The sequence below is a fragment of the Pedobacter sp. 01N310 genome, assembly GCF_056399805.1.
The window spans coordinates 137,010-157,058 of sequence record NZ_JBFTSB010000009.1; the positions used below are offsets into that span (position 1 = coordinate 137,010).

A 20,049-nucleotide genomic window follows, 5' to 3' on the forward strand; every position below is an offset into this window, starting at 1 on the left:
ATAAGCTATTATGATCAAAACTATTATAATCTTCAGTTTCAGTTTATTCTTTGCTACACAGCTTTTCGCTCAGCGCCAAATGGAAAAACTGGGACGTGGTGTAATTGCTGTACGACAAAATAACGATTCTGTTTATGTAGGCTGGCGGATGTTGGGTACCGATGGCGATGACATTGCTTTTAACCTATACCGCAAAAGCGGAAATAATGAAGCCATAAAACTCAATCACGATCCGATTACCAAGAACACCAATTTTGTAGATGTAGGGGTTAAATTCGATCTTCCGAACAGCTATTTCGTAAAACCAATTTTAAAAGGCAGTGAATCGGAAGCCAGTAAATCTTTTACGTTGCCAGTCAAGCCACCTATTCAGCAATATTTAACTATTCCTTTAAAAACACCAGCTGGTTATTCGCCTAACGATGCTTCGGTAGGCGATTTAGACGGAGATGGTGAATATGAAATTGTGTTGCACCAAACTGGCCGGAGCAGGGATAATTCATCAAACGGTATTACCGATCCGCCGATTTTTCAAGCCTATAAATTAGATGGAACTTTTTTGTGGGAGATTAATTTAGGGAAAAACATCCGCGAAGGCGCTCATTATACCCAATTTATGGTGTACGACCTGGATGGTGATGGTATTGCAGAAATGGTATGTAAAACTGCTGATGGAACGGTAGATGGCAAAGGAAAAGTAATTGGCGATGCGACTAAAGATTGGCGCAATCCCAACGGTAAAATATTGGATGGCCCTGAATTTTTAACCGTATTTAGCGGTAAAACCGGAGAGGCATTAGCCACAACAGATTATATTCCTGCCCGTGGCAATATTGGCGCCTGGGGTGGTAGAGGTGGGAACGGAAAAAACGATAATACGGGTAACCGTGTAGATCGGTTTAATGCCTGTGTGGCCTATTTAGATGGGATCCATCCAAGTGTAGTGATGTGCAGAGGCTATTATGGCAGAACGGTTTTAGCAGCCTGGGACTGGCGTAATGGCAAACTAACTTCAAGATGGGTATTTGATACTAAAGATGCTAAAAACTCATTTTCTGGGCAGGGAAACCATAACCTAACCGTTGCAGACGTAGACCAGGACGGAAAAGATGAAATTATTTACGGTTCGATGTGTGTAGATGATAATGGAAAGGGATTGTACACTACGGGCTTAAGGCATGGTGATGCCATTCATGTTTCAGACCTTGATCCGGAACACCCAGGTTTAGAAGTTTTTGGTGTACACGAAATAGAAGAAGGTACAAAAGGCCCAGGAGCTGCGGTTTATGATGCCAAAACAGGCAAAATATTATGGGAAGGATCGCAAGACGAAGATGTGGGCAGAGGAGTAGCCGATAATATCGATAATACCCGTTTTGGCGCACAGATGTGGTGGTCGGGATCGAATGGATTATTTGATATCAAGGGCAATCGGATCGGTAATCAACCCCGATCAACTAATTTTTTAATTTATTGGGATGGTGATTTGTCGAGGGAACTTTTAGATGGTAATCGTATAGATAAGTACAATGTCGGGAGGATTTTTACGGCAGATGGAGCCGTTTCTAACAACGGAACTAAATCTACCCCAGCTTTAAGCGCTGATATTTTTGGAGATTGGCGCGAAGAATTGATTTTAAGAGCTGAGGATAATCAAAGTTTAAGGATTTATAGCACCACTATTCCGACCGAATACCGCAACTATACCTTAATGCACGATCCGCAGTACCGCTTAGGTATTGCCTGGCAAAATGATGGTTATAACCAACCACCACATACGGGGTTCTATTTCGGTTTCGGAATGAAGAAAGCACCAAAACCACACATAACTTTGGTAGAACCAAAAAAATAAACGAATCCGAAAACACACTATGACTAATAGCAGATTATATATTCTCATTTTTACATTTTTGTTTAGCTGCTATGCTACAATTGCAGTAGCGCAGGTAGTAAAAGAACAGGCGAAGGTAATAACACCTTTTGATCAGGACTGGAGTTTTAATCAAGGCGATGTTCAGGGCGCCGAAAAAGCTGATTTTGATCAAACCAAATGGCGGAAATTGAATGTCCCGCACGATTGGAGTATCGAAGGGGCTTACGATAAAGCCAATTTAACTGCCCGTGGCGGTGGCTATTTGCCTTCGGGCATCGGATGGTACCGCAAAAGTTTCAATCTTGATGAAAGCTTTGCGAAAAAGAAAGTAACGATCGAATTTGATGGCGTAATGGCCAATAGTGAGGTATGGATTAACGGGTTTTATCTTGGCAAACGTCCTTATGGCTATATTAGCTTTGCTTACGATTTGAGCAAACACTTAAAATTTGGTAAAGGCAAAACAAATGTCATTGCTGTAAAGGCTGATAATACTGTACAGCCTGCTTCGCGTTATTATACCGGTGCCGGAATTTACAGGCATGTGCGTTTAGTAGCAACAGATGCCGTTCATATTGCAGATTGGGGTGTTTATATCACTACGCCAGATGCTACCGCGCAAAAAGCTACGGTTAAAGTAAAAACAAACCTTATAAACGAATCTGCCCAAAGCACTCAGGTTATTGTAGAAACAGCTGTTTTAGATCCTGCCGGAAAAATTGTTAAAACTGCCCAGAGCAAGCAAACCATCGCTGCAGGAAAAAATATGAATATAGATCAGGATATTGTAGTGACCAATCCAAAACTTTGGAACCTGGAAAGTCCGGATTTGTATAAAACCTTAACCAAGATAACCGTAAATGGAAAAGTTATTGATGATCAGTTAAATACCTTCGGTATCAGGGCTTTTAAGTTTGATGCTGCAACAGGTTTCTGGTTAAATGACAAAAACTTTAAGTTAAAAGGAGCTTGCCTGCATCATGATGGTGGCGCAATTGGTGCAGCAGTGCCGTTAAGCGTGTGGAAATTCCGTTTAGAACGCTTGAAAGAAGTAGGGGTAAACGCCATCAGAACTGCTCATAATCCGGTTGCACCAGAATTTTTGGATTTATGCGACCAACTGGGCTTTTTGGTGATGGATGAAACATTCGATACCTGGAACTCGCCAAAAAACAATGGCGAAAAAGGTTATAATAGATTTTTTACCGAATGGTGGGAGCGCGATACGCGCGATATGGTGATGCGCGACCGCAATCACCCATCCATCGTAATTTACAGTATTGGAAACGAAATCCATGATGATTTAAACAGCCCGGAGGGATTCAAAAAATATAAGGATCAGCAGGATCTTATTCATCTGCTCGATCCAAGCCGTCCGGTAACCATGGCGCTTTTCCGTCCGGCCAATTCGAAGGTTTACACCAACGGATTTGCTGAAACTATGGATGTTGTTGGACAGAATTACCGAGAAAATGAATTGGTAGCCCTACACAATCAAAAACCAAATTTAAAAGTAATCGGCACCGAAAATACGCATGTAATTCAGCAATATTTGGCACTTCGCGATAATCCTTTTATGGCAGGCCAGTTCCTTTGGACGGGTTTTGATTATCTTGGAGAAGCCGATTGGCCCCAGATTACCAATGGACAGGGTTTGTTCGATAGGATTGGCAGTTGGAAACAGCAAAGTTTGCAGCGCCAGAGTTGGTGGTCGGAGAAACCTGTTGTACACATTGTCCGTAGAGAAGATAATGCGGGCGCAGGTGTCTGGATCAACAATTGGACACCTACCGATTTTGATACTTACGATGACGCAAAGGTTGCCATTTATAGCAATTGCGAAGAAGTTGAACTTTTTTTAAATGGAAAATCACTGGGCAGTAAACCTAAACCAACTGATGATTCTCCACGTTTATGGGATGTAACTTTCGAGAAAGGCAGTATTAAAGCGGTTGGTAAAAATAAAGGCAAAATAGTTTCATCAGAAGAACTTAAAACCGCAGGTCAGCCAGCTAAAATTGTATTATCAGTTGATAAAAACAAAATCAGTAACAGCTGGGATGACGTGGCTTTTGTAACCGCAAAAATTTACGATGAAAATGGAAATATTTGCCCAAATGCCGATCAACTGATTAAGTTTACCATTTCTGTCAGTGGAATTATCGATGCTGTTGACAATGGCAATATAACCAGTCACGAAATGTATAAAGCTACACAGCGACATGCTTACCAAGGTGTTTGTATGGCCTTTATTAAGGGTAATGGAGTTGGAACCATTGAAGTTAAAGCTGCCGCAGATGGACTTGATGGTGCGGCTGTAAAATTAGAAGTGGGTAATAAATAATGTCGGTTTTCGAGACTGTGTAATAAATATAGATTTGTCATTCTGAGCCTGTCGAAGGACTTTTCTAAATATGCTTTAAGGTGTTTCGACAGGCTCAACATGACAGCACTCAAATTAACCAATAGTCAACATTGATAATAATAATAAAATGAAATTAACACCCATAAAACTACTTACCGCAATAGCCATCATTTTTATGGCTTCGGCATTTATAAAAGGCGATAAACCTGCATTACATACCATAGGCGATTCTACAGTCCGCAACTCGAACAAAGAAACCTGGGGTTGGGGAACACCGATTGCTTCTTTATTTGATACCACAAAAATCCATGTAGAAAATAATGCAATGGCCGGAAGAAGTACCCGTACCTTTTTATCGGAGGGCAGATGGGATAAAGTTCTGGAGACATTAAAACCGGGTGATTTCGTTACCATGCAATTCGGTCACAATGATGGAAGTGTTCCTGATACCACAAAAGCAGGTAGAAGAGGTGTGTTAAAAGGAACCGGCGAAGAAACCAAAGTATTAACCTGGCCAGATGGAAAGGTAGAAACTGTACATACCTATGGCTGGTATATCCGCAAATTTGTGCGTGAAACTAAGGCAAAAGGCGCCACACCGATTGTACTTTCGATGATCCCCAGAAATATTTTTAAAGATGGTAAAGTGGTTCGAGCCAATAACGATTTCGGGAAGTGGGCCGCTGAAGTTGCCAAAGAAGAAAATGCCTATTTTGTAGACCTGAATAAAATAACGGCTGATAAATATGATGCACTCGGCCCAGATAAGGTAAAACTCTATTTCCCTGGCGACCATACCCATACCAATTTAGAAGGCGCAAAAGTTAACGCCGCATCTGTTGTGGAAGGAATCAGGGAATTAAAAGATTGTAATTTGAAAAAGTATCTGCTTTAATAAAGGAGAAAGACTAAAGCTAAAAGACCATATAAATCCGTGTAATCCCACAATCGGTGTAATCATCCCGAAGGTTGTAATCCAACAATCGGTGTAATCACACCGAAGGCTGTAATAAATTAATCTGTGTAATCAATCCCGAAGGGCAATAATCATGAAATCAACAAAATACCTATCCCTCATTCTCTTAACTGCTTTTATTGTTTTTTCTTCCTGCATTATCTTAAAACAGCAGGTAAAACCCACTTTATTCCTCATTGGCGATTCGACCGTTAAAAACGGAAAAGGTAAGGGTGATGGTTCTTTATGGGGCTGGGGAAGCTTTATCGGAGATTTATTTAATTCCGAAAAAATCAATGTCGAAAATAATGCACTTGGCGGTACCAGCAGCCGTACTTTTCAAACCAATGGTTTGTGGGATGCGGTTTTGGCTAAGGTGAAGAAAGGAGATTTTGTGATGATGCAATTTGGCCATAACGATAGCAGCCCATTAGACGATACCGCCCGTGCCCGTGGTACCATAAAAGGCATCGGAACGGAAAGTAGAGAAATTTACAACCCGATCAAGAAAAAGCAGGAAGTGGTTTATACCTACGGTTGGTACCTGCGCAAATTTATCAGCGATATTAAAGCTAAAGGCGCAACAGCGATTGTATGTTCACCTATTCCACGCAATCCGGTTAAGGATAATGCTATAGTTCTGGCCAACGATAGTTATGCCAGCTGGGCCGAAGAGGTGGCAAAAGCCGAAAAAGTCGATTTCATTCCATTGAATCAGATCATTAAAGATAAATATGCTGCTTTAAGCGCGAGTGAGGTAAAAGCATTTTTTACCGAGAAAGACCATACACACACCAACGAAGCAGGAGCAAAGTTAAATGCAGCTGCTGTTGTAGAAGGCCTAAAGAAATTAAAAAACAATAAACTGAATAGCTACCTGAAATAAGCCATCGGGCAGGATACTACAGGATGCTTTCCTGCCAATATTGTGTTATTTTAACCGCCTAACCAAATACCAGCGGTGATAAACCGTTCAATTTTATGCAGATACAGGTTAACCGAGTTTTCAAAGTGCTGATAGGCATTGCTTTTATATTCTTAAGCATCACGCAGATGCATGCCCAAAGCATTTCGCTTGCTGGTAAATGGCGTTTCAAAATTGATGCTAAAGATGAAGGTGTAAAAGGAAAATGGTATTCAACTGTTCTCCCCGAATCCGTTAATCTGCCAGGCTCAATGGCCGAAAACTTAAAGGGCGATGACATTACCCTCAAAACAAAATGGACAGGAAGTATTTATGATAGCTCGTACTTTTTTCATCCCCGGTTAGAAAAATACCGTAAACCAGGTAATATAAAAATACCTTTCTGGTTAACGCCCGCCAAACATTATACAGGCGCAGCGTGGTATCAAAAAGATATCGAAATTCCTGCCAATTGGAAGGGTAAAAGACTAGTGTTATCCTTAGAATATCCCCATTCAGAAACAAAGGTTTGGATAGATGATATCGAAATCGGAACACAGTATACTTTTGTGGTTGCACAAAATTTCGAACTCCCAGCAAATTTAAAAGCGGGAAAACATACCATCACTTTATTGATCGATAACCGTATCAAAGCGATAAATGTGGGACAGGATTCACATAGTTTAACCGATCACACTCAAGGGAACTGGAATGGTGTAGTTGGAAAAATGGAGGTAATTGCCGGTTCGCCTGTTTATTTTGAAGATATTCAGGTTTATCCCGATTTAAAGAACAAATCTGCCAAGGTTAAAATTCAGCTTAAAGCCAATGCTAAACAATCTTCTACCGGGAAAATTACGCTTGCCGCTACAACTTTCAATACCAAAAATTCACTTCAGGTTAAGCCTTTAACAGCAGCTTACCAAATTACAAATGGTGACGGTGCTTTGGAAATCAATTTGCCAATGGGCGATAAAATAGCCACCTGGGATGAGTTCGATCCGGCATTGTACCGTTTAACAGCTACTTTACTATCGAAAGATGGCAAGAAAGATGAGAAAAAGGTACAATTCGGTATGCGTGAGTTTAAAGCCATAGGCAGAACTTTTGAAATTAATGGTCGCCCGGTTTTTTTGCGTGGAACCGTTAACAATTGCGAATTTCCGTTAACAGGTTATCCATCAATGGATGTTGCTGCATGGGTACGCATTTTTAAAATTTCAAAGGCACATGGGTTAAATCACATGCGTTTTCATTCGTTTTGCCCGCCAGAAGCTGCCTTTATCGCTGCAGATCAAATCGGCTTTTATCTTCAGCCAGAAGGACCAAGCTGGGCCAATCATGGTTCATCTATCGGAGATGGAAAACCGATTGATCAGTTTATCTACGACGAAACCAATCGTATGACCAAAAACTATGGCAATTATGCCTCTTTCTGCATGATGGCCTATGGAAATGAACCACGTGGCAAACAAGTGGATTACCTTACCAAATTCAATAATTATTGGAAAGCTAAAGATTCGAGAAGATTATATACCGGAGCATCAGTTGGTGGTAGCTGGCCAGTTATTCCGAACAACGAGTTTATGGTGCGTGCTGGTGCCAGGGGTTTAGATTGGGGCAGAAAACCAGAAAGTATTTCTACCTATGCCAAACAGATCGAACAGTTTACCGTGCCTTTTGTAGCACACGAAATGGGCCAGTATTGTGCTTTCCCTAATTTCGATGAAATAAAAAAATATACAGGTGTTTATCGTGCGAAAAATTTTGAGATGTTTCAGGAAGATCTTAAAGACCACGACATGGCCGATCAGGGACATGACTTTTTAATGGCTTCGGGTAAATTACAAGCCCTTTGTTATAAAAATGAAATCGAAAAAGCATTACGTACGCCGAATTACAATGGCTATCAGTTATTGTCGCTAAATGATTATCCAGGACAGGGAACAGCACTTGTAGGCGTATTGGATGCCTTTTGGGATGAAAAAGGTTATATCAGCGCTAAAGAATTCAAACGTTTTTCTAATAGCACAGTGCCTTTGCTAAAAGTTTCAAAGTTTGTTTTTACCAATAACGAAACTTTAGCAGCTGCGGTAGAAGTGGCACATTTCGGAAAGGCGCCTATTGAAAATGCAAAACTCTCCTGGACACTCAAAGATGAAAGCGGCACAAATGTGGCAAAAGGCAGTTTCAATCCTAAAACCTTAGCTGTTACCAATTGTATTGCCATCGGAGAAATTAAATTTCCGTTAAATGGTATTACAAAAGCAACAAAACTGAAACTGGAGGTTATCGTTGATGGAACTGAATTTGCCAACGATTGGAGTTTCTGGGTTTACCCTGCGCAATTGCCACAGGTTAAAAGCAATGTATATTACTGTACCAGTTTAGATGACAAAGCACAGGCCGTTTTGGCCGAGGGCGGCAATGTTTTTCTCAATGCAGCAGGCAAAGTGGTGAAAGGGAAAGAAGTGGTGCAGACTTTTCTGCCTGTTTTTTGGAATACATCGTGGTTTAAAATGCGCCCGCCACATACTTTGGGCATTTTATGTGATCCTAAAAACGCAGCTTTTAACAATTTCCCGACCGATTTCCATAGCGATATGCAGTGGTGGGAAATCGTAAACAAATCGCAGGTAATGAATCTCGAAGATTTTCCTTTAGGATTTAAGCCAATTATTCAACCAATTGATACCTGGTTTTTGAACCGCCGTTTGGCGCTGGTTTTCGAAGCAAAAATAGGCAAGGGTAAATTAGTGGTTTCGAGTGCCAACCTCTCACCTGATTTAAAAGAGGCTCCTGCTGCACAACAACTTTATTTCAGTTTACAGCAGTATATGATGTCTGCCCAGTTTAATCCAAAATATGAAGTGGCTTTTAACACCGTAAAAGATATCTTCGAAAGTCCATCGAAAATTCAGTTCGATACCTTTACAAAAGATAGTCCGGATGAGTTAAAAGTAAAACCAAAAACCAATTAAGATAAGCGAAATACCAACATGAAGAAATTTATATTCAGCTCCGTTATACTGTTCGGCATATCTGTCCAACTGCTTTTGGCACAGAAAATCCCTAATAAAAAAGAGGTTTTAAAAGTATTGAAATCAACTAATGCTTATTTTATGAATAAGTGGCCTGATGCCGGGAAATCAATCATAACCAACAGAGAGCGCCCAAGCAATATCTGGACAAGGGCAGTATATTACGAAGGATTGATGAATCTTTATAAAATCCATCAGGAAAAAGAATATTACGATTATGCCGTTCAATGGGGCCAAAAACACAACTGGGGTTTAAGAAATGGTATTACTACAAAAAATGCTGATGACCAGGCCTGTGGGCAGACCTATATCGATCTTTACCTGATTGATAAACAACCCGAACGCATTAAAGACATTAAAGCTTCTATTGATCTGGTAATCAAATCGGGCAAGGTAAACGATTGGACATGGATTGATGCGATCCAAATGGGAATGCCTGTTTTTGCCAAACTGGGTAAGTTATACAACGATACCGCCTACTACAATTACATGTACAAAATGTATATGCATTCCAAAAATACTGAAGGTGGTGGTTTGTACAATGCCAAAGATGGCCTTTGGTGGCGCGATAAAGATTTTGTGCCCCCTTATAAAGAACCAAATGGCGAAGATTGTTATTGGGCCAGAGGAAACGGATGGGTGATTGCCGCATTGGTGCGTGTGTTAGAAATTACCCCTGAAAATGAAGCTCACCGCAATGAATATTTAAAAACCTATCACGAAATGATCAAAGCTTTGGTGCCAATCCAACGCACTGATGGTTTTTGGAATGTAAGTTTACATGATGCGACACATTTTGGTGGTAAAGAAACTTCGGGCACTGCTTTGTTTGTATATGGTATGGCCTGGGGTGTAAATCAGGGTATTTTAGATAAGGCTACTTACCTGCCGATCATCACTAAAGCCTGGAACGCTATGACGAAAGATGCTGTTCAAAAAAATGGTTTTATTGGTTATATGCAAGGAACTGGGAAAGAGCCAAAAGACGGACAGCCGGTAAGTTATACCAGCGTTCCCGATTTTGAAGATTATGGTTTGGGTTGTTTCTTATTGGCCGGAACAGAGGTATACAAGCTTAAAAAGTAATTAAAATGAATTTCAGAAATCTAGCTGGCTTATCGGTATTGATGTTGTTGTTCTTGCTGCCCAAACAAAGTACAGCACAAAGGATAGGCATTGCCGTTTCTGAAATTAACAGTGTTTCATCCTTCCCGATTGTGGGTGGAGGAAAAGCAGCCTCAATTTATATCGATGAAAATGATGCTGAAGTTGTTGGGATCGCTGCTGAGGCTTTTAAGGGTGATATTCACTTAATAACGGGAGCAACAAGTCAGGTTTTGAAAAATAACCCTGTTTTAAGTGCTTATCCCATTATTATTGGTACTGTAGGGCAGTCGTTTTACATAGATCAATTAATTAAAAGTGGGAAAATAAACAGGATTGCTTTATCCGGTAAATGGGAAACTTTTTCTATTTCAGTGATTGAAAATCCTTTAAAAGGAGTAAAAAGGGCCTTGGTGATTGCTGGTAGCGATAGACGTGGGACTGCTTATGGTGTTTTTCAACTTTCGCGGATGCTTGGTGTATCGCCGCTTTGTTGGTGGGCTGATGTGAAACCGGCAACAAAAAAATCGTTATACGTAAAAGCTGGTCAGCCTTTGGTAGAATCGCCATCGGTTAAATACCGCGGTATTTTTATCAATGATGAAGATTGGGGCATCCAACCCTGGGCTGCTAAAATGATGGATACCGATGTGAAAGATATCGGCCCAAAAACTTATACTAAAATATTCGAGCTGCTACTTAGGCTAAAAGCTAACTATATCTGGCCGGGGATGCATCCTTCAACCAAAGCATTTTATCATTATGCCAATAATCCCATAATGGCCGATAAATATGCCATTGTTTTAGGTTCGAGTCATTGTGAGCCGATGCTACGGAACAATGTTTTCGAATGGGCTGAGAATTTCGAGCACGAATATGGTAAAAAACCAGGCGAATGGCGCTACGATCTGAATAAAAATGAAATTGCAAACTATTGGACCGACCGTGTAAAACAGGCAAAAAATTACGAATCAATTTATACTGTGGGGATGCGTGGTATCCATGATGGCAGCATGCCCGGACCGAAAGATAAAAATGAAAAAGTGAAATTGTTGGGTGAGGTAATTGCAGATCAGCGTACCATTCTCAGTAAGAATATTACTAAACCCATAAGTTCTATCCCACAGATTTTTTGCCCTTACAAAGAGGTGCTTTCCTTGTATCAGGCCGGATTAAAACTGCCTGATGATGTGACCATTGTTTGGGCTGATGATAACCATGGTTATATCCGCCAGCTTTCGAACCCTGAAGAGCAAAAGCGCTCGGGTGGAAGCGGGGTGTACTACCATATTTCTTATTGGGGTGCTCCACAAGATTATTTGTGGCTTTCTTCAATTTCTCCATCATTAATTTCGTACGAGTTAAGCAAAGCTTACCAGTATAAAGCCGACCGACTTTGGGTTATAAATGTGGGTGATATTAAGCCTGCCGAGATGGAAACGCAGTTTGCCATGGATTTGGCCTGGAATGTAAACCAATGGAAACCCGAAAATGCGGATAAATATGCCGAAAGCTGGGCTGCTGAGACTTTCGGTACTGAATTTGCAAAACCCATTGCCGAAATAAAAGCAATTTATTATCGCTTGGCACAAGCCGCTAAACCTGAGCACATGGCCAGTGTTAGTTTTACCGATGCCCAGGCCGAAGAACGTTTGGCTGCATATCAAAAGATTTATGATCAGGCCAAAAGTTTAAATAATCAGATGCCAGCACGTTTAAAAGATGCCTTTTTTGAATTAATCCTGTATCCTGTTGAAGGTGCCATGCTGATGAACCAGAAGATTTTATATGCAAAGAAAAGTCTGGTTTTAGCCGCAAACGGCGATCAATCGGCTTTAAGTTATTCGAAAAAATCGAAGGGTGCTTTTGAGCAGATTCAGTTGATTACCGAAAAATACAATGAAGAAATTGCAGGCGGTAAATGGAACGGAATGATGAGCTGGAAACCACGCGATTTAGCCGTTTTTAAAATGCCAAAAGTGGCCGATGCTGTAACGACGAAATCATCAGACATTACCGAGAAATCTGAAAATAAAATTATTGTAGGTGCGGCTAAATATGCTGAAAAATCAGTGCCAAAGGGGCTATCTTTACAAACCCTAAAAGGACTTGGTTTGGGAGGCGATGGGATTTCTCTTTATCCTTTTACTTTTAAGCCATTCGGGGAAACAGCGCTTCAAAATGCCGCCCTCACTATTTACGAAGTTGATTTTAAAACCCAAGGCGAACACCAGATCGAAGTGAAATGTTTGCCTACCCAGGGCGTTAATAACGGCATTAAAGTGCGTTATGCCATTTCGGTAAATAACGACAAACCGCAGGTAATTAACATTTCTCCGGCTTCAGAAAATAATATCTGGAAACAGAATGTATTACAGGGTTACGCTTCGGGCATAACCAAACACGAGATTAATAAAACAGGTAAATCGACTGTGAAAATTTATATGCTCGATCCGGGCTTAGTAGTTAACCAGTTGGAAATACAATAAATATGATGAAGAAACTTTTAGCTTTTGTCCTATCCTTAGTTTTTATACTTGCCATCGCCAGGGCACAAAACATTGGCGATTATAAATCTGGTTTTAAGAAAACGGGCAATACCATTTCATTTTTAACCACAAAGGGAGAAGTGAAATTGGAGTTCTGTACACCAGAAATCTTCAGGATCAGAACCAGTTGGAACGGTAAGTTCGAAGCCAACGAAAACCTGATGGTGATTAATTACAACTGGGCTAATGTAGTGGTTAAAGTTTCAGATAAAAAAGATCATTTCTTGCTTGCCACCTCAAAATTGGTGATTAAATTATACAAAGCGCCTTTCAGGATTGATGTTTTTGACGTCAAAGGTAAATTGCTGAGCAGCGAAGTCAATGGATCAGTAAATAAAGAAAATACGCAGGTTGGGGTAACTAAAAAGCTGCAGGCCGACGAGCATTTCTTTGGTTTTGGCGAGCGCATGGATTTTATGGATCGCCGCTTTAAAAAAGTAATGTTAAATGTTGGGCGTGGAAAAGGTTTGCCGCATGCCATTGGTGCTTATAATATACTGGAAGCCAATTATTGTCCGGTTCCGTTTTTTATGAGTACAAAAGGTTATGGTATTTTTCTGCATAATTCTTTTGCTACCGAATGGGATATGGGCGCTTCTAAAAAAGATCAGTACAGTTTTAAAGCCGCTGATGGAGAATTGGATTATTATTTCATGTACGGGCCAACTTTTCCAGCTATTTTAGATCATTATACCAGTATTACAGGCAAATCGCCGATGTTGCCACAGTTTGCTTTAGGCTTACATGCAGGTACGTACAGTGGTGGTACATGGGGCCATGAGGCACAAACTTCAGATCATTATGTGGTTGAGCTGGCAAAAAAATACCGGTCGTTAGGTATTCCGGTTGATCTGCTTTGGTTAGATTCTACCTGGCGTTTATTTGGTGAAAATGGAGGTAAAGGTGCAACTTCTTTCGAATGGAGAGAAACCTTTAAAGATCCAAAATCAATGTTCGATAGCCTTTATGCCCTGAACTATAAAATGGTTGGATTGCACCTGCGTCCACGGTTTGATAATGCCAAAAAGTTAAACCTGTTAGATCAGGCCAGAGCGCAGGGTTATACTTATCCCGAAAATGGTAAACCCGGCGAATTTGTAAACTTTTTCGATGAGAAGGCTACGCAATGGTGGTGGGATAATGGCGTGATGCGGGTAGCAAAATTGGGGGCAAAATTTCTGAAAACTGATGAAGGAAGTGCGTTTGGATCATTGGCAAATGAGAGTGAAAAAGTTGGTCCGACAGGAAAAGATGCAGAACGTTTGCACAATCTTTTTCCAATAGCCTATGCCAAAGCACCGTTTTTGGAGTTCGAAAAGTTTAATGGTTTTAGGGGATTAAATCAAACCCGGGAAGGTTATTCGGGCATTCAACGTTATCCATATATTTTTGCAGGCGATTGGCCAAGTGAATGGCAATACTTTGCTCCGGTAATTAAAGCTGGATTAAATGTTGGTCTTTCGGGTGTAGGTTCATGGGCGCATTGTATGGGCGGTTTCGAACATCAGGCCGATCCGGAGCTGTATATCCGTTGGGTGCAATTTGGGATGTTCAGTCCAATTGCACTTGTTTTTGGGATGGATCACCCTGGTTATAAAGAACCCTGGAAATATGGTGAAGATGCTTTGCGTAATTTCAAAAAATACGATCTGTTGCGTTACCGTTTATTCCCTTATATGTATACTAGTATGCATCAGCAATACGAAACAGGTTTGCCGATGATGAGGGCTTTGGTACTCAACCATCAGGATGATGAAAATGTATACGAAATAGGCGATCAGTATATGTTTGGCGACAATTTAATGGTTGCCCCGGTAACCACCAAAGGCGCCATTACCCGTTCGGTTTATTTACCGGAAGGTACCTGGTTTAACTACTGGACAAACGAAAAATACGAAGGCAAAAGTTATCACCATGTGGTAGCACCTTTAGATACCATTCCTTTGTTTGTAAAGGCGGGAAGCATTATTCCGATGCAGCCAGAAATGGCCTACAGTGGCGAAAAACCAGTTGATGTGATTACCCTGGATGTTTTTCCTTATGGAGCATCTAAATATGATATGTACGAAGACGACAATTTAAGCGCTGCATACAAAACAGGGAACTTTGCATTAACCAAGATTACTTCCTCATTAACAGCATCGGATTTAACGCTGAAAGTGGCTAAACCAACAGGTAGTTTTAAGCCAACTAAACATAAATATCTGGCTAAAATACATTGGATAGTAAAGGCAGATCCCAGTGTTGTTTCAGAAAATGGTACTAAATTAAAAGTTTTAAAAACACCAGATCAATTGGATAAAACTGAAGGCTGGTTTTATGATATAAAAAATAAGATACTTTGGATCAAATCAACTGGAGATAATAGTGCTGATTTGAGCTTTGTAGTGAATTAATGGATGGTTCGTGGAGACACGAACCACGGAGATTTGTCATTCTGAACGCAGTGAAGAATCTAAGAAATAGAACACAGGTTTAGCTAAAAAACTGAACCAGAATGTAAATGAAGAACTCAGTTTAAGTGCTTATCGGTTCGGGATTCTTCACTGCGTTCAGAATGACAGTACTAATAGTTGAAATCCTTAAAAAAATAAAATTGAAAACATGAAAATTGCATTCAAAATGAAACTTAAACCAGGTTTTGAAACAGAATATAAAAAGCGCCATGATGAGATCTGGCCAGAGTTATCTACTTTATTAAAGGAAAATGGGATCAGCGATTATTCTATCTTTTTAGATGAAGAAACCAATACACTTTTTGCGGTGCAACAACAAAACGGAAATTCCTCGCAAGATTTAGGCAGTACCCAGATTGTGCAAAAATGGTGGGCATACATGGCCGATATTATGGAAACCAATGCCGATAATTCTCCAAAAACATTCCCTTTAGAAATGGTATTCCATTTAGATTAAATTTATGCAATTACAACGATTCTTTTCTGTTCTGCTACTTAGTGCATTAATTTTTAGTTTGGCTAAAGCACAAAAGCCTGTAAAAAATACCAGCAGTTGGCCTGTTATTGAAAAGCAGATGAAACCCTGGACACGTTGGTGGTGGATGGGAAATGCTGTAGACGAACAGAATTTGAACCTGGTTTTAAAGAAATACGCAGATGCTGGTCTTGGCGGTGTAGAAATTACACCAATTTATGGCGCCAAGGGTTTTGAAAAGCAATATTTACAGTTTTTATCGCCAGAGTGGGTGAATATATTGCACCATACGGTTAATAAAGCCAATACTTTAGGCTTGGGTGTTGATATGAACACCGGTACGGGCTGGCCATTTGGCGGTCCGCAGATTAAGCCCGAAAACGCTGCTACCAAACTGATTACCCAACAATATAAACTCAAGGGGGGAGAGAAGTTAACAGAAACCATTAAAGTTAAAGAAGCGAAACAGGATTTCGCGCAGTTACAGGCTTTGACGGCTTACGGTAATAATGGTGAGGTGCTCAACCTGCTTTCTAAAGTTCAGGCAGATGGAACTTTAAATTGGTCGCCTGGTAGTGGGAGTTGGGATATTTATGCTGCTTTTGCAGGTAAAACCAGCCAAATGGTTAAACGTGCAGCACCTGGAGGTGAAGGTTTTACTTTAGATCACCTCGATAAAAATGCAGTTGATGTTTACCTGAAAAGATTTTCGGATGCTTTTGGAGATAAACCACAAGGTATTCGGTCGTTTTTTAACGATAGTTATGAAGTTTATGGTGCAACATGGACACCAACTTTCTTTCAGGAATTTAAGAAAAACAGGGGCTACGATCTGTCCTCTCATATTAAAGAATTAACCAGTAAAGATTCTACAAATGCAAATATTGCCCGTTTAAAATCTGATTATCGCGAAACTATGGATGAACTTTTGCTCCATAATTTTACGCAAAACTGGACCAATTGGGCGCATCAGCTTAAATCGGCAACCAAAAACCAGTCGCATGGTTCGCCGGGCAATCTGCTCGATCTTTATGGAGCGGTTGATATTCCTGAAACGGAAACCTTTGGTTCAAGTTACTTCCCGATTCCAGGTCTTAGGCGTGATGCTGGGGATATCCGCAACGTAGATCCTGATCCGATAATGAGCAAATTTGCATCATCTGCGGCACATACAGGCGGTAAAAAACTGGCATCTTCTGAAACGTTTACCTGGCTAACCGAGCATTTTAAAACTTCATTTTCGCAATGTAAACCAGAAGCAGAACAATTGTTCCTGGCAGGAATCAATCATATTTTTTATCATGGAACCACCAATTCGCCGGCAAATGTTTCCTGGCCGGGATGGCTGTTTTATGCCTCGGTAGAAATGAATCCGAACAACAGTTTATGGCCACAGGCACAAGGATTAAACAATTATATAGCCCGTTGTCAGTCCATTCTTCAATCGGGAACTCCTGACAACGAACTTTTGATCTATTGGCCAATTTATGATGTATGGAACAAGGCTAAAGGTTTAGATATGGCCTTAAAAGTACATGATGTTGATGAATGGTTACACCCAACGGCTTTTTATAAACTATCAAAAGAACTTTCTAAATCGGGTTATTCTTTTGATTTTGCATCTGATCGACTGTTAAAGCAATCAACGGTTAACAAAGCATTGATCAGTACCAACGCGGCCGCTGCGCCATATCAGGTGTTAATTGTTCCGCAATGTGAAATGATGAGCCCGGAAACGCTAGATCAAATGATAAAACTGGCCAGCAATGGAGCAAAAGTCATTTTTCAGGCATTACCTAAAGATGTTCCAGGTTTAAACAACCTGGAAACCCGCAGAGCACAGCTAAAAGCAACCTTGGCTAAATTGATTTTTACAGACGGAGCAGATGGTATTAAACAGTTTAAAGTTGGGGCAGGAGTGATTTTATTGGCTAACGATGTGCAAAAAGCATTAAATGCAATCGGCGTTAACAGAGAAACTTTAACCGATAGCGGACTACAGTTTATCAGAAGGAAAACAACAACTGGTAAATATTATTATCTGATAAACCACACCGCTAAAGATATTGATACTGAACTGTCCTTAAATGAAGAAGGACGGGTTTTAATTATGGATCCACAAAGTTCGAATGTGGGTTTGGCGGCAGTACGCAATAAAAAGGTCCGTGTACAACTTAAATCGGGAGAGAGTTTGTTTTTAAAGGTCGGTCAGAATGAAACAACCAGCTCACCTTGGGTTTATCTGAACAAAGCTGCCAATACGATCAATCTTAACCAACCATGGAATTTACATTTTACCGAAGGTGGACCGGAGCTTCCTGCAGATCAACGGTTAGCTAAACTGGTAAGCTGGACTACTTTAAACGATCCTAAATTACAGGCCTTTTCTGGTACTGGTGTTTATACCTCAAGTTTTAACCTGAATTCAAAATCGGCCAAAGAATATGTTTTAAACCTGAACCAGGTTGATGAGAGTGCACGTGTATGGATCAATGGTGTGGAAGTGGGCATTTTATGGAGTATCCCTTTTCAGGCCCGTGTTGGCAAATATTTAAAAGCAGGCCATAATACCATTAAAATTGAAGTGGTTAACCTGATGGCGAACCGCATCCGCGATATGGATATCAAAAAAATCCAATGGCGGAATTATCACGAAATCAATTTCGTAAATATTAACTATAAGGATTTTGATGCATCAAACTGGAATGTAATGCCTTCAGGCTTAATCGGCCCGGTAAGCATCACAGCTTTTAATTAATCGTATACTGTTATTCCCGCAGGCGCAAATCTTGCTTTGTACAAATCAATATGCATTTTATCATGAAAAAACTCATTATACTCGCTTTGTTTACCGCCGTTGGTATAAATGCCATGGCTCAAGATTATGTCATCACAAAATTTGGTGTTAGTGCAGATAGCACCAAACTGAATACCAAAGCCATTCAAAGTGTAATAGATAAAGCTTATCAAAAAGGAGGAGGAACGATTGTAATCCCTAAAGGTGTTTATCTTAGTGGAGCACTCTTTTTTAAGCCTAAAACGAAGCTGTTGTTACAAGAAGGTGCTGTACTTAAAGGATCTGATAACATAAAAGATTACCCTTTTATTCCGTCGCGTATGGAAGGGAGGAGCCTTAAATACTTTGCTGCATTAATTAATGCGACAAAAGTAGATGGTTTTAGTATTTCAGGTCCGGGAACTATTGATGGAAATGGCCTTAAATTCTGGAAAACATTTTGGGCGCATCGCGATTCGCTTAAAAAATTAGGAAGAGAATCTACAAACCTGGAAGTAAGCCGTCCGCGGTTACTTTTTATCTGGGGGTGCAATAATGTGAATATTAAGGGTGTAAAATTGCGTAATTCTGGATTCTGGACCACCCATTTGTACCAATCTAATGATGTATTAATTGAGAATTGTGATATCCGTTCGCCGTTTCGGCCAGTAAAAGCACCAAGCACTGATGGCATTGACATTGATTTTTGTAAAAAAGTAACGATCAGAAATTGTTATATCTCTGTAAATGACGATGCTATTTGCATTAAAGGTGGTAAAGGACCCGATGCACAAAAACTGCCAGAAAATGGTATTGTTGAAGATATTTTAATTGAAAACTGTACCATTGGCGAAGCACATGCTACTTTAACCATGGGAAGCGAGTGTATTCATGCACGCAATATTACCATGCGAAACTGTAAGGTAGAGAATAACTGCCCGATTTTAAAAATGAAAATGCGTGGAGATACTTTTCAGCTTTACGAAAATATTACGGTAGAAAACATTACAGGAAAATGCGGCGCAATTATCGACTTAAATCCCTGGAAACAGTTTTTCGATTTGGCCGGTAGCACCGCAAAACCATTTGGTACGATTAGAAACATCAAGATCTCAAACATTAAAGTAGAAGCAACAAAATTCGGCGAAATGGATGGGAATCCTGAAGATAAGGTATCTGGTTTTCTTTTTAAAGATTTGGAAGTAACTACAAAAACACCTTTTCTGAAAAACAGGTATCAGGATGTTAAAATTGAGAACGTAATGGTAAATGGAGCACCTTTGGTCGTTAAACCTTAATCTAACACTTATTCTTAAGTTAATGATATTGGGCTTCGAAGTTAAACGATTGAGGTGACAGATTGCAAAGAACGGTCGTCATTCCCGCGCAGGCGGGAATCTTAATGCAACATATAAACCTAGCTAAAACGTTAAGATTATTCATAAGTTTTCTTTTTATTCATAGGCATTCATGAGCACTCCGTGGTTCCCAATCAAGTTGGGAATGACGATCCACCTGTAACTGCCATTTCCTTATCCCCGGTCTGTGTCC

The 20,049-nt window shown here is 40.3% G+C and carries 11 protein-coding genes; all 11 read left to right on the forward strand.

From position 1 onward, the window contains the following. Positions 1-10 precede the first annotated feature (10 nt). The 11 genes from AC1DNH_RS18155 to AC1DNH_RS18205 all read left to right on the forward strand — a co-directional run bounded on the left by AC1DNH_RS18155 (position 11) and on the right by AC1DNH_RS18205 (position 19,796). On the forward strand, positions 11-1,852 hold the full coding sequence (locus tag AC1DNH_RS18155; protein WP_477581845.1) for a rhamnogalacturonan lyase: 1,842 nt from the start codon (positions 11-13) through the stop codon (positions 1,850-1,852). A 19-nt stretch (positions 1,853-1,871) separates the two neighbouring features. Further along, entirely contained in the window at positions 1,872-4,217 is a 2,346-nt protein-coding gene (locus AC1DNH_RS18160) for a glycoside hydrolase family 2 TIM barrel-domain containing protein (protein WP_477625554.1), read from the forward strand. Positions 4,218-4,365: 148 nt separating this feature from the next. Continuing rightward, positions 4,366-5,133 carry a rhamnogalacturonan acetylesterase gene (locus AC1DNH_RS18165; RefSeq protein ID WP_477581839.1) on the forward strand — a complete coding sequence of 256 codons (768 nt, stop codon included), beginning with the start codon at positions 4,366-4,368 and terminating at the stop codon, positions 5,131-5,133. A 154-nt stretch (positions 5,134-5,287) separates the two neighbouring features. After that, on the forward strand, positions 5,288-6,079 hold the full coding sequence (locus AC1DNH_RS18170) for a rhamnogalacturonan acetylesterase (protein WP_477581838.1): 792 nt from the start codon (positions 5,288-5,290) through the stop codon (positions 6,077-6,079). 95 nt (positions 6,080-6,174) lie between these two features. Further along, positions 6,175-9,078 (forward strand): exo-beta-1,4-galactosidase, encoded by a 2,904-nt coding sequence (locus tag AC1DNH_RS18175; RefSeq protein WP_477609006.1) that lies wholly within the window; start codon positions 6,175-6,177, stop codon positions 9,076-9,078. A gap of 18 nt (positions 9,079-9,096) precedes the next feature. Then, entirely contained in the window at positions 9,097-10,224 is a 1,128-nt protein-coding gene (locus AC1DNH_RS18180; RefSeq protein WP_477581834.1) for a glycoside hydrolase family 88/105 protein, read from the forward strand. A gap of 5 nt (positions 10,225-10,229) precedes the next feature. Beyond that, the gene (locus AC1DNH_RS18185; protein WP_477625555.1) at positions 10,230-12,731 is read left to right on the forward strand and encodes a glycosyl hydrolase 115 family protein; all 2,502 of its coding nucleotides are present in this window, start codon (positions 10,230-10,232) and stop codon (positions 12,729-12,731) included. 2 nt (positions 12,732-12,733) lie between these two features. After that, positions 12,734-15,187, forward strand: coding sequence for a glycoside hydrolase family 31 protein (locus tag AC1DNH_RS18190; RefSeq protein WP_477610741.1), 2,454 nt, complete (start codon positions 12,734-12,736; stop codon positions 15,185-15,187). 208 nt (positions 15,188-15,395) lie between these two features. Beyond that, complete coding sequence (gene rhaM, locus AC1DNH_RS18195) at positions 15,396-15,704, forward strand: L-rhamnose mutarotase (protein ID WP_477585212.1); 309 nt, start codon at positions 15,396-15,398, stop codon at positions 15,702-15,704. A 4-nt stretch (positions 15,705-15,708) separates the two neighbouring features. After that, the gene (locus AC1DNH_RS18200) at positions 15,709-18,480 is read left to right on the forward strand and encodes a glycosyl hydrolase (RefSeq protein WP_477625556.1); all 2,772 of its coding nucleotides are present in this window, start codon (positions 15,709-15,711) and stop codon (positions 18,478-18,480) included. 62 nt (positions 18,481-18,542) lie between these two features. Further along, entirely contained in the window at positions 18,543-19,796 is a 1,254-nt protein-coding gene (locus AC1DNH_RS18205; protein ID WP_477625557.1) for a glycoside hydrolase family 28 protein, read from the forward strand. The last annotated feature ends 253 nt before the right edge of the window (positions 19,797-20,049 follow it).